Raw genomic sequence first — 12,611 nt, forward strand, 5'->3', positions numbered from 1 at the left:
TCGGGTGTTTCCTTTCGGGCCGCCCGGCGGGCGGCGAGGGGTCAGCGGGAGGTCAGGGCGGCGGTGATCGCGCGGGTGTTGGCGCGCATCATGGCCAGGTAGGTGGGGGCGCCGCCGTCGGGTCCGGTGAGGGACTCGGTGTACAGCGGGACCACGGAGACGCCGAGTCCGGTCTCGTCGCGCAGCACCCGGGCGAGCCGGTCGGGCTGCGCGGCGCCGGTGAAGACGGCGGGTACGTCCGCCGCGCGGATCGCGTCGGCGAGGGACTTCAGGTCGGACGCGCTGGGTGAGGCGAGGGTGCTGCCGCCGGGGATGACGGCGCCGACGACGGTGAAGCCGAAGCGCTGGGCGAGATAGCCGAAGACATGGTGGTCGGTGACGAGCCGGCGGCGTTCGGCGGGCAGCGCGCCGAAGGCGGTACGCATCTCGGAGCCGAGCTGGTCGATGTCCCGTCCGTAGCGTGCCGCGTTGTCCCGTACCCGGCCGGGGTCGACGCCTTCGACATCGGCGGCGATCCGGTCGGCGATGAGCGTCACGGCGGTGCGGACCCGCTGGGGGTCGGTCCAGAAGTGCGGGTCGGGCTGTCCGGCCCCGTCACCGCCCCGGTGGTCGATGGGGTCGACGGCGGGGGCGACGGCGAGCACGGGGACGCCGTCGTCCTGGGCGGCGCGGACATGGTGCTGGACGTTCTCCTCCAGGCCGAGTCCGTTGTGGACGACGAGGTCGGCCTGTTCGAGGCGGGCGGCCTGCGGGGCGGACACCCCGAACGAGTGGGGGTCGGTGCCGGTCGGCATCAGGACGGTGACCTCGGCCTCGTCACCGGCGATCTCCCGGGTGATGTCCCCGAGGATGTCGGTGGTGACCACGACGCCGGGCCGGTCCTGCCGTTCGGTGGCGCAGGAGGTGAGCGTGGCGGCGGTGACCGCGCACAGCAGCGCGGCGAGGGCGGTACGGCGGCCGGGGAGGCGGGGGCGGGTCATCGTCCGGTCTCCACGAGGTGGGTGGGGCTGAAGCCGAGCCGCAGGACGCGGGCGACCCGCAGTCCGTCACTGAAGTCGATCTCGTGGACGCGGTCGCCCCCGGGGTCGTTGACGTAGGCGCGGTCGGAGTCGACGGCGACGACGGCGGTGGCCCCCGCGCCGGAGGGGTCCTTCAGCAGCGCGCGGGACGCCGTGCGGCGGCCGGTCGCGGGGTCGTACGCCCGCAGCACGCCGTCCGTGCCGAGCGCGAGCACCGGGGTGCCCTCGCCCGCCGTGTTGACGGCGGCGACGGGTCCGGTGCGGATCAGGGTCCACCGGCGGGCCGTCACATCGAGGACCCACACCGCGTCCTCGCCGGAGCGTGCGGTGAGGGTGGTGGCGCCGGGCCGGTGGTCGAAGCGGGTCGCGCGCTCGCCGGGCGCGACGGGCCGTCCGTACGGGACGCGTTGGGCGGTGAGGTCGCCGTCCTCGCCGCTGACGATCAGCGCGCCGTCGGCGCAGCCGAGGACCGCGCCGCGGCGGGTGACGGTGGCCGCGCGCGGTGCGCGGCAGCGCTCGTCGAGGACGGTGACGGTCTTCCCGGTGCGGTCGCGTACCTCGACGGTGTCCCGGCCGGGGCCCGTGCCGGGTACGAGGAGGTGACCTTGGTAGGGCACGACGGGGGCCGCCGTACCGAGCCGCAGCGCGCGCTCCCCGCCGGGGGCGGCGGAGGTCGGCGCGGGGCGGGTGAGGAGTCGGGTGGTGCCGTCCGCGCCGGTGACGGCGGTGACCGTGGCGTCGGTGTGGATCCGGTGCGGGGGCCGGACGGGTACGGGGTCCAGGGCGCGGGGCGTGGCCCGGTAGTGATGGACGTGGTCGCCGTGGTCGACGGTCCAGCCGCCGCTGTCGACGACCGTGAGGCCCTTCGGGGTGCTCAGATACGCGTAGCGGCCGTCGCCGGTCATCGCGCGCACCCCGGGCGCGCGGCCGGTCGCGGTGACCTCGCCGGTGACGAGGTCCAGGACATGGACGGCGCCGCTGCCGCCGTCGGCGAGCACCAGCCGGGACTGGGCCTCGCCGGTCTCCTCGGCCCCTTCGACGTGGCCGTGCGGCCGGGCTCCGGCGGATTCGGTGCGGTCGGTGCCGGGCGGGGTGGGGGTGGTCCCGCAGGCGGTGAGGGCGGTCAGGGTGGTCAGGGCGAGGCCGAGCGCGAGGGTGCGTGCGCGGGGACCCGCCGTACGTATCCGGTGCGTGGTGGTCATCGGTCGGTACCGGTGTTCCTTCCCGGGAGCCGTGACGGTCCCGTTCGTACGTGTTCCTGAGCGGGTCGCTCGGGCGGTCGCGCGGTTTCCCGGTCCTCCGGTCCGCGCTCCTGGACGTGGCTGTCGGGTGCGGGTCGCTGGTGGGTGCGCGGTTCCTCGGGGCCCTGGGTCGTCGGCGCCCGGCCCGCCCGTTCCGGCGAAGCGCGCGGGAACACGTACGTCCGCACGCGCGGCGCCGCGGACCCGACGCCCGGACGGCCGCGTACCGCGAGGACCGCGGTCGACACCAGGAACTGGAGCACCGCGACCGCCGCGACACTCGCCCCCGCGGCGGTGCCGAGGTGCCACGACAGCAGCAGTCCGAGAAACGTCGCGCTCGCCCCGAGGCACGCCGCCGTCGCCATCACGGCCGGGATGCGCCGCGCCCAGGGCAGCGCGGTCGCGGGCGGTGCGATGAGCAGCCCGAGCACCAGCAGGGTTCCGACGACATGGAACGAGGCCACGATGGCGACGGTCAGCAGCCCGAGCAGGGCGGCGTGGGCGGCCCGGGGCCGCAGTCCGAGGGTGCGGGCCTTGCGTTCGTCGAAGGCGAGGGCGACGAAGGCCCGGTGCCCCAGCGCGGTGACCGTCAGGGCGAGGACCGCCGCGAGGGCGAGCCGGACGAGGTCGGCGTCCCGGACGGCGAGCACGTCACCGAAGAGGAAGCCGGTCAGATCGACGGCGAAGGACGGCGAGCGGGACACCACGATGACCCCGAGGGAGAGCATCCCGACGAACAGCAGACCGATGCTGGTGTCCTGGGAGAGCCGGGGCACCCGTCCGACGGCGGTGACCCCGAGCGCCATGACCACCGCGCTGACGGCGGCCCCGGCGGCCGGCGGGCCGCCGAGCAGCGCGGCGACGGCGACACCGGGCAGCAGCCCGTGGGCCATCGCGTCCCCGAGGAACGCCATGCCCCGCAGCACGACCCAGGTGCCCGCCAGGGCGCAGATCAGTGACACGAGGATGCCGCCCCACAGGGCGCGTTGCACGAAGGCCACCTCGAAGGGCGCCGTGAGCCAGTCCATGAACCGGGACCCTATAATGAAAATGATTATCACTTCAACATAGCTTCGTCATGACTTCGTCCGACTTCGGCATGACAGGGCACGGCTTCGACATGGAGGTGCGGCGGATGCGCCGACGGAACACGGCCACGGACCGGACGACGACGGGAACGACGGGAGCGCCGACGGACGCGCGGACGAACGCGGCCGGGCCGGTGGCACCGAAGGAGCCCGGCGGCGACGGCACCTGGCGGATCGGTCTCGACGAGGTGGCGGCGGGCTATCCCGGACATCCTGTGCTGTCGAGGCTCACCGCACGGCTCCCGGCGGCGGCGAACACGGTCCTGGTCGGCCCGAACGGCTCGGGCAAGTCGACGCTGCTCGCCGTCTTGGCGGGGGTGCGTCCCGTGACCTCGGGCACGGTCACCCATCACGCGGGCGGGCGGCCCGCGTTCGTCGCACAGCGGGCCGCGGTGCCGGACGCGCTGCCGCTCACCGTCCGGGACACCGTCGCGATGGGCCGCTGGGACCGGCTCGGCCCCTGGCGGCGGATGTCCGCGCGCGACCGTTCGGTGGTGGACGCGTGCATGGCACGGCTCGGGATCACCGGCCTCGCCGACCGCCGGCTGGGGGATCTGTCGGGCGGTCAGCGGCAGCGGGCGCTGGTGGCCCAGGGCCTCGCCCAGGAGTCCGGCCTGCTGCTCCTGGACGAGCCGACGACGGGCCTGGACGCGGCGGCCCGGCGGATCATCACGGAGGTCCTGGCGGACGCGGTGGCCGACGGGGTGACGGTGGTCCAGGCGACCCACGACATGACGGCGGCCCGCCGCGCGGACCACTGCCTGCTCCTCGACCAGGGCCGGCTCGCGGCCACCGGCCCCCCGGCCACGGTCCTGTCGGACGCGGCGCTGGTACGGGTCTGGGGGCTGGACGGCGACCGATGAGCCGACCGCGCGACGGTGTTCATCCGGTGCCCGCACCGGTGTTCATCCAGCGCCCGCCACCGTGTCCAGGAGGATTCCCGCCGGTCCCATGTCTCCTGTCTCATGGAGCGGCGGGGTGCTCCGGGGCCGGTCCGGGGCGGGCGGCGGCCTTGAGGGACAGCACCATGGTGAGGCCGCCGCCGGGGGTGTCCTCGGCGGCGAGGGTACCGCCGACTGCCTCGGTGAACCCCCGGGCGACGGCGAGCCCGAGTCCGACCCCGGCACCGCGCGGGGCGTCACCGTAGCGCTGGAAGGGCTCGAAGATACGGTCCTTGACCGGGTCGGGCACCCCGGGCCCCCGGTCCACCACCCGGATCTCGACCCGGTCGGCCATCGCGCTGGCCGACACCAGGACGAGCTCGCCGTCCGGGCTGTACTTGACGGCGTTCTCCACGACGTTGGCGACGGCGCGTTCCAGCAGACCCTTGTCGACGGACACCATCGGCAGCCGCTCCGGTATGTCGAGCAGCACGCTCCGCTCCGGGTCCGGCAGCCCGCCGAGGGCCATCGGGACGACCTCCTCCAGGTCGATGTCCCGGATCAGCGGCTGGACGGTGCCGGTCTGGAGGCGGGACATGTCGAGGAGGTTGCCCACGAGGTGGTCGAGCCGGTCGGCGCCCTCCTCGATCGCGGCGAGGAGTTCCGCCTGGTCGGCGGCCGACCACTCGACGTCGTCCGAACGCAGGCTGGACACCGACGCCTTGATCCCGGCGAGCGGAGTGCGCAGATCATGGCTGACGGCGGCGAGCAGCGCGGTACGGATGCGGTTGCCCTCGTCCAGGGTGCGGGCGCGTCCGGCCTCCTGTTCCAGTCGCTGGCGGTCGAGGAGCACGACGGACTGCGCGGCGAACGCGGCGAGGACCCGGCGGTCCTCGGCGGGCAGGACCCGTCCGGAGAGCGCGAGCGCCATATGGTCGCCGACCGGCATGTCGACGTCGGCGTCCTCGGGCCGTTCCACCGGGGCGGGGCCGACGCTGCCCGCGCAGGTCCATGGCTCGCCGTCCCCGGCGCGTTCCAGCAGGGCCACCGACTCCATCGCGAACGTCTCGCGCACCCGCTGGAGCAGTGCGTCGAGGGTGGTCTCGCCGCGCAGCACACTGCCCGCGAGGAAGGACAGGATCTCCGACTCGGCGCGCAGCCGGGCCGCCTGATGGGTGCGCCGCGCCGCGAGATCCACCACGGACGCCACCGCCACCGCGACCCCTATGAAGATCACGATGGCGACGATGTTCTCGGGATCCGCGATGGTGAGGGCGCTCAGGGGCGGGGTGAAGAACCAGTTGAGCAGCAGCGAGCCGAGGACGGCGGAGGTGAGCGCGGGCCACAGCCCGCCGAGCAGGGCCGCGCCGACCGTCAGCGACAGATACAGCAGCATGTCGTTGGCGAGGCCGACCTCGGGGGCCGCGCTGTGGAGGAGCAGCGTCAGCAGCGCGGGTCCGAGGACCCCGACGAGCCAGCCCTGGACGACCCGTCGGCGTCCGAGGCGGGCGCCCCGGGCGCCGGGCAGTCCGCGGCCCTTGCCCATCGCGGCATGGGTGACGAGGTGGACGTCGAGGTCGGGGCCCGAGTCCCGGGCGACGGTGGCGCTGACCCCGGGGCCGAACATGTACTGCCAAGGTCTGCGCCGGGACACCCCGAGGACGATCTGGGTGGCGTTGACCCCGCGCGCGAAGGCGAGGATGGCGGTGGACACGTCGTCCCCGACGACCTGGTGGTAGGTGCCGCCCATGTCCTCCACGAGGGCGCGCTGGTCCGCGAGTTCCTTCGGGGAGGCGGCGGTGAGGCCGTCGCTGCGGGAGATGTAGACGGCGAGCACCTCACCGCCCGCGCCCTTCTCCGCGAGCCGCGCGGCACGCCGTATCAACGTCCGCCCCTCCGGACCGCCCGTGATACCGACCACGATCCGCTCCCGGGAGCCCCATATCTTGGAGACCCGGTGGGCGCTGCGGTACTCCTGGAGGTATTCGTCGACCCGGTCGGCGACCCACAGCAGCGCCAGCTCACGCAGCGCCGTCAGGTTCCCCGGCCGGAAATAGTTCGACAACGCCGCGTCGACCTTGTCCGACTTGTAGATGTTCCCGTGCGCCATCCGACGCCGCAACGCCTGCGGCGACATGTCCACCAACTCGATCTGATCCGCCCGCCGCACCACCTCATCAGGCACCGTCTCCCGCTGCCGCACCCCCGTGATCGACTCCACCACATCACCCAACGACTCCAGATGCTGGATGTTCACCGTCGACACCACATCAATACCCGCGCCCAGCAACTCCGCCACGTCCTGCCACCGCTTGCCGTTCCGCGAACCCGGCACATTCGAATGCGCCAACTCGTCCACCAGCACCACCGCAGGACCCCGCGCCAGCACCGCGTCCACATCCATCTCCGTGAACACCGCACCCCGATACGAAAGCTCCCGACGCCCCACCTCCTCCAGGCCGTGCAGCATCACCTCCGTACGCGGGCGGCCGTGATGCTCCACAAAACCCACCACACAGTCCGTACCCCGCTCCACCCGACGATGCGCCTCCGACAACATCGCGTACGTCTTGCCCACACCCGGCGCCGCACCGAGATAGATCCGAAGCTTGCCGCGTCCCATGTTCCGCTGGCCCTCAATTCTCGAAGCGGTAGCCCATGCCGGGTTCGGTGATCAGATAGCGGGGGTGCGAGGGGTCGGGTTCCAGTTTGCGCCGGAGCTGGGCCAGATAGACCCGGAGGTAGTGCGACTTCCCGCTGTGTGAGGGACCCCAGACCTCGCGCAGCAGTTCCCGTTGGGCGACGAGACGGCCGGGATTGGTCACCAGGATCTCCAGCAGATGCCATTCGGTGGGGGTGAGACGGATGTCGCGGCCGTCGCGTGCCGCCTTCTTCGCGACCAGGTCGACGGTGAAGTCGGGGGTCGTGACGACCGGGACGGGCCCCGGGGGCGCGGCGCGGGTGCGGCGGACGGCGGCCCGTAAGCGGGCGAGGAGTTCGTCCATGCTGAACGGTTTGGTGATGTAGTCGTCAGCGCCCGCGTCCAGGGCGGCGACCTTCTCCTCGGGGGCCCGGCGCGCCGACACCACGAGCACCGGGGCCGGGCTCCGGCCGCGCAGGGCGCGCAGTACGGCGACCCCGCTCATGTCGGGCAGTCCGAGATCGAGGAGGACGGCGTCCGGGGGGCGCGCCGCGGCGCGCCGGATCGCGGTGGCGCCGTCCGGTGCGGCGTCGGTGTCGTAGCCGCGGGCTCTCAGGGTGATGACCAGCGCCCGCACGAGTTGGGGATCGTCCTCCACCACCAGCACCCGGGTCATCGGTGTGCGGCCTCCTCCGTGCGTGTTCGTGTGGGGGGTGTGCGCGGCCCGGGGAACCGTGGGGTTCCCCGGGCGTACGCGGTCAGCGCCGGGTCAGTTCCCGTAGCGCGATGTTCAGTTCGAGGACGTTCACGGTGGGTTCGCCCATGAAGCCGAGAATGCGGCCGTCCGTGTGGTCGTCCACGAGCCGCCGTACCTGGTCGACGGGCAGCTTGTTGCGTTCGGCGACCCGGTGGACCTGGAGGTCCGCGTACCGGGGGGAGATCGCCGGGTCGAGGCCGGAGCCGGAGGAGGTGACCGCTTCGGCGGGCACGTCGGAGGGCCGCACCCGGTGGGTGGCCGTGGAGTTGTCCGCGACGACGGCGGCCCGCGCTTCCTTGACCTGCTTGATCAGCTCGGGGTTGTCGCCGGCGAGGTTGGTCGCGCCGGACAGCAGCAGCGAGTACTGGGTGTTGACGGAGTTGGTGCCGAGGCCGTTCTGGGGGCGGCCCTGGAACCAGCGGAGGTCGGCGGCCGGGGTCTCCTCGCCCTTCTTCAGCGGCAGGTTGTACGCCTGGCCGATGAGCGAGGAGCCGACGACCTTGCCCTCGGAGGTGAGCTCGGAGCCGTTCGCCTTGTCGCGGAACAGGCCCTGGGCCACCCCGGTGACGGCGAGCGGGTAGAGGACGCCGGTGATCACGGTCAGCACCAGCAGGGCGCGCAGTCCGGCGCCGAGCAGCCGTGCGGTGTTCGAGACGGATTTGTTCATGACGGTCAGCCGATCCCGGGGATGGTCGAGATGATCATGTCGATGACCTTGATGCCGATGAAGGGGGCGATCAGTCCGCCGAGTCCGTAGATCCCGAGGTTGCGCCGCAGCAGCTTGTCCGCGCTGACCGGCCGGTAGCGGACGCCCTTGAGGGCGAGCGGGACCAGCGCGATGATGACGACCGCGTTGAAGACGACGGCGGACAGGATCGCCGAGTCGGGTGACGACAGCCGCATGATGTTCAGGGTGTCGAGGCCCGGGTACACCGCCGCGAACAGTGCCGGGATGATCGCGAAGTACTTCGCGACGTCGTTGGCGATGGAGAAGGTGGTGAGCGCGCCCCGGGTGATGAGGAGCTGTTTGCCGATCTCCACGATCTCGATGAGCTTGGTGGGGTTGGAGTCCAGGTCCACCATGTTCCCGGCCTCCTTGGCGGCCGAGGTCCCGGTGTTCATCGCGACGCCCACGTCGGCCTGGGCCAGGGCGGGCGCGTCGTTGGTGCCGTCCCCGGTCATCGCGACGAGTTTGCCGCCGGCCTGCTCGCGTTTGATGAGGGCCATCTTGTCCTCGGGGGTGGCCTCCGCGAGGAAGTCGTCCACCCCGGCCTCGTCCGCGATGGCCTTGGCGGTCAGCGGGTTGTCGCCGGTGATCATGACGGTTCTGATGCCCATACGGCGCAGTTCGGCGAACCGTTCGCGCATACCGTCCTTGACGACGTCCTTGAGGTGGATGACCCCCAGGACCCGGGCCCCTTCGGCGTCCTCGACGGCGACCAGCAGGGGGGTGCCGCCCGCCTCGGAGATCCGCCGGGCGGCGGCGTCGGCGTCGGGCTGGGCGGTGCCGCCCTGCTCCTGGACCCAGGCGAGTACGGAGCCGGTGGCGCCCTTGCGGATCCTGCGGCCGTCGGTGTCGACGCCGGACATCCGGGTCTGGGCGGTGAACGCGACCCAGTCGGCGCCGGTCAGCTCGCCCTGATGGCGTTCACGCAGACCGTACTTCTCCTTGGCGAGGACGACGATCGAGCGGCCCTCGGGGGTCTCGTCGGCGAGCGAGGAGAGCTGTGCCGCGTCCGCGACCTCGGCCTCGGTGGTCCCGGCGACGGGCACGAACTCGGCGGCCTGACGGTTGCCGAGGGTGATGGTGCCGGTCTTGTCGAGGAGCAGCGTCGACACATCGCCCGCGGCCTCGACCGCGCGGCCGGACATGGCGAGGACGTTGCGCTGCACCAGCCGGTCCATGCCCGCGATACCGATCGCGGACAGCAGCGCCCCGATGGTGGTGGGGATCAGACAGACGAGCAGTGCCACGAGGACGACCATGGAGAGGTCGGCGCCGGCGTGGGCGGCGAACGGCTGGAGGGTCGCGACGGCGAGCAGGAAGACGATGGTGAGCGAGGCGAGCAGGATGTTCAGCGCGATCTCGTTCGGGGTCTTCTGCCGGGCCGCGCCCTCGACCAGGGCGATCATCCGGTCGATGAAGGTCTCGCCGGGCTTGGTCGTGATCTTGATGACGATCCGGTCGGAGAGGACCTTGGTGCCGCCGGTGACGGCCGAGCGGTCGCCGCCGGACTCCCGGATGACGGGCGCGGACTCGCCGGTGATGGCGGACTCGTCGACCGAGGCGACCCCTTCGACGACGTCCCCGTCGCCGGGGATGATGTCGCCGGCCTCGCACACCACCAGGTCACCGACGCGCAGGTCGGTGCCGGGCACCCGCTCCTCGTAGCGGCCCTCCGCGCCGAGGCGGCGGGCGACGGTGTCGGTCTTCGCCTTGCGCAGCGTGTCGGCCTGGGCCTTGCCGCGCCCCTCGGCGACGGCTTCGGCGAGGTTGGCGAAGACGACGGTGAGCCACAGCCAGGCGGAGATGGCCCAGCCGAACCAGTCGCCGGGGTCCGCCAGGGAGAACCCGGTGGTCAGCACCGAGCCGACGAGGACCACGAACATCACGGGCGACTTGACCATCACCCGGGGGTCGAGCTTGCGGAAGGCGTCGGGCAGCGACTTCAGGACCTGGCGCGGGTCGAACAGACCCGCGCCGACGCGCCCCGCGTCCTTGTGTCCGGTGGTGACGTCCTGGTGGGGCGCCCGGGTCGGGGATGCGCCGGGGGGCGCGGGAGCTGTCATGGGGTCACCTGGGAGGTCATCGGTACGGGTGTTCATCACGCCAGCCCTTCGGCCAGCGGGCCGAGGGCCAGCGCCGGGAAGTAGGTCAGACCGGTGATGATGAGGACGGTTCCGGCGAGCAGCCCGGTGAACAGCGGCTTCTCGGTGCGGAGGGTGCCGGCCGTGGCCGGTACGGGCTGCTGCTCGGCGAGCGATCCGGCGAGCGCGAGGACGAACACCATGGGGAGGAAGCGGCCGAGCAGCATCGCGAGGCCGATCGTGGTGTTGTACCAGGGGGTGTCGGCGCCGAGTCCGGCGAACGCGGAGCCGTTGTTGTTGGCGCCGGAGGTGTACGCGTAGAGGACCTCGGAGAAGCCGTGCGCGCCGGGGTTGAGCATCGAGTCGGCCGGGGTCGGCAGGGCCATCGCGGCGGCGGTGAAGCCGAGGACGAGTGCCGGGGTGACGAGGATGTACAGGGCCGCGAACTTGATCTGGCGGGTGCCGATCTTCTTGCCCAGGTACTCGGGGGTGCGGCCGACCATCAGTCCGGCGATGAACACGGCGATGATCGCCATGATGAGCATCCCGTACAGCCCGGAGCCGACCCCGCCGGGCGCGATCTCGCCGAGCATCATGCCGAGCATGGTGATGCCGCCGCCGAGCCCGGTGTACGAGGAGTGGAAGGAGTCGACCGCGCCGGTGGAGGTGAGGGTCGTGGACACCGCGAAGATCGCGGAGGCGCCGATCCCGAACCGGGTCTCCTTGCCCTCCATCGCGCCGCCCGCGATCTCGTAGGCGGGCGAGCGGTGGGCGAACTCGGTCCACCACATCAGGGCGATGAAGGCGACCCAGATGGTGACCATCGTGCCGAGGATCGCGTAGCCCTGGCGCACCGAGCCGACCATGGTGCCGAAGGTGCGGGTGATCGAGAAGGGGATCACCAGGATCAGGAAGATCTCGAAGAGGTTCGAGAACGCGTCGGGGTTCTCGAAGGGATGCGCGGAGTTGGCGTTGAAGTAGCCGCCGCCGTTGGTGCCGAGTTCCTTGATCGCTTCCTGCGAGGCGACGGCACCGCCGTTCCACTGCTGGCTGCCGCCGGTGAACTGGCCCACCTCGTGGATACCGGCGAAGTTCTGGAGGGCGCCGCAGGCCACGAGCACGATCGCGCCGACCGCGGCGAGCGGCAGCAGGATACGGACCACGCCGCGCACCAGGTCGGCCCAGAAGTTGCCGAGTTCACCGGTGCGGGAGCGGGCGAAGCCGCGTACCAGGGCGACCGCGACGGCCATGCCGACGGCGGCGGACACGAAGTTCTGCACGGCGAGGCCGCCGGTCTGCACGACATGGCCCATGGCCTGTTCGCCGTAGTACGACTGCCAGTTGGTGTTGGAGACGAACGAGGCGGCCGTGTTGAACGCCTGGTCCGGGTCGATCGAGGCGAAGCCGAGGGAGCCGGGCAGGCTGCCCTGGACGCGTTGCAGCAGATAGAGGAAGAGGACGCCCACGGCCGAGAAGGCGAGGACCCCGCGCAGATAGGCGGGCCAGCGCATCTCGGCGCTCGGGTTGGCGCCGATGCCTTTGTAGATCCACTTCTCGACGCGCAGATGTCTGCCGGAGGAGTAGACCCGGGCCATGTGGTCGCCCAGGGGGCGGTGGACCAGTGCGAGCGCGGCCATCAGCGCCAGCAACTGGAGCACTCCGGCGAGTTCGGAGCTCATATCCGTCTCAGAACCTCTCCGGGTAGATGAGGGCGAGGACGAGATAGCCCAGCAGGGCGGCGGCCACGAGCAGGCCGACGATGTTCTCGGCGGTCACAGCTTCGCCACCCCCTTGGCGACGAGTGCCACCAGTGCGAAGACAGCGATCGTGGTGACGACGAAGGCCACGTCGGCCATCGTGAACTCCTGAGTGAGAGACAAATGCGTCAGCCGGATGAGCGGACTTTCCGAGGAAACCGCCTTCCCGGGCGTCGGCGGTCCGCGTTGACGCGCCTCTTACGGCGCTGTGCACCGTATTGACGGCTCCCATACGGGTCGCCTTCGCTCGCGCTTGTGAGGTCCGTCCGGCTGGACGCACTCGTCCCTGTGCCGTCGCTTCCTCGGTCCGTCCGGCTGGACGCGCTTGCGCCTGTGCCGTCGCTTCCTAGGTCTGTCCGGGTGGACGGACTTCGTTCCTGTGCCGTCGCTCGGTGGGTTCGCGCAGTTCCCCGCGCCCC

9 protein-coding genes and 1 pseudogene are annotated in these 12,611 nt (G+C 72.0%); 1 reads left to right on the forward strand and 9 read right to left on the reverse strand.

The window, feature by feature from the left end; translation table 11 throughout:
• Positions 1-41: 41 nt before the first annotated feature.
• The 3 genes and pseudogenes from aztC to aztB form a co-directional block, all read right to left on the reverse strand.
• Positions 42-980 carry a zinc ABC transporter substrate-binding protein AztC gene (gene aztC, locus OG711_RS09045; RefSeq protein WP_266507192.1) on the reverse strand — a complete coding sequence of 313 codons (939 nt, stop codon included), beginning with the start codon at positions 978-980 and terminating at the stop codon, positions 42-44.
• Positions 977-2,221: a hypothetical protein gene (locus OG711_RS09050; protein WP_329559020.1), complete on the reverse strand. Its 1,245-nt coding sequence runs from the start codon at positions 2,219-2,221 to the stop codon at positions 977-979. The genes aztC and OG711_RS09050 overlap by 4 nt, the downstream gene beginning before the upstream one ends.
• Before the next feature lie 254 nt (positions 2,222-2,475).
• Positions 2,476-3,288, reverse strand: a pseudogene (gene aztB, locus OG711_RS09055) (zinc ABC transporter permease AztB); the annotation flags it as partial.
• A gap of 50 nt (positions 3,289-3,338) precedes the next feature.
• Here aztB and aztA point away from each other — a divergent pair.
• Positions 3,339-4,211, forward strand: a complete 873-nt coding sequence (gene aztA, locus OG711_RS09060) for a zinc ABC transporter ATP-binding protein AztA (RefSeq protein WP_329559021.1) — start codon at positions 3,339-3,341, stop codon at positions 4,209-4,211.
• 100 nt (positions 4,212-4,311) lie between these two features.
• On the opposite strand, the gene OG711_RS09065 is transcribed toward aztA, so the two are convergent.
• From OG711_RS09065 to kdpF, 6 genes are all read right to left on the reverse strand, one after another.
• On the reverse strand, positions 4,312-6,852 hold the full coding sequence (locus tag OG711_RS09065; RefSeq protein ID WP_329559022.1) for a sensor histidine kinase KdpD: 2,541 nt from the start codon (positions 6,850-6,852) through the stop codon (positions 4,312-4,314).
• A gap of 13 nt (positions 6,853-6,865) precedes the next feature.
• Entirely contained in the window at positions 6,866-7,546 is a 681-nt protein-coding gene (locus tag OG711_RS09070; protein ID WP_266507200.1) for a response regulator, read from the reverse strand.
• Positions 7,547-7,628: 82 nt separating this feature from the next.
• Entirely contained in the window at positions 7,629-8,294 is a 666-nt protein-coding gene (locus tag OG711_RS09075) for a potassium-transporting ATPase subunit C (RefSeq protein ID WP_073789821.1), read from the reverse strand.
• A gap of 5 nt (positions 8,295-8,299) precedes the next feature.
• Complete coding sequence (gene kdpB / locus OG711_RS09080; RefSeq protein WP_266507204.1) at positions 8,300-10,417, reverse strand: potassium-transporting ATPase subunit KdpB; 2,118 nt, start codon at positions 10,415-10,417, stop codon at positions 8,300-8,302.
• A 35-nt stretch (positions 10,418-10,452) separates the two neighbouring features.
• Positions 10,453-12,114, reverse strand: a complete 1,662-nt coding sequence (gene kdpA, locus OG711_RS09085; protein ID WP_073789817.1) for a potassium-transporting ATPase subunit KdpA — start codon at positions 12,112-12,114, stop codon at positions 10,453-10,455.
• Between the two features lie 7 nt (positions 12,115-12,121).
• Complete coding sequence (gene kdpF, locus OG711_RS09090; protein WP_073789815.1) at positions 12,122-12,211, reverse strand: K(+)-transporting ATPase subunit F; 90 nt, start codon at positions 12,209-12,211, stop codon at positions 12,122-12,124.
• Between the last annotated feature and the right edge of the window lie 400 nt (positions 12,212-12,611).

It is taken from the genome of Streptomyces uncialis, from assembly GCF_036250755.1.
In the GTDB taxonomy this organism is placed as follows: domain Bacteria; phylum Actinomycetota; class Actinomycetes; order Streptomycetales; family Streptomycetaceae; genus Streptomyces; species Streptomyces uncialis.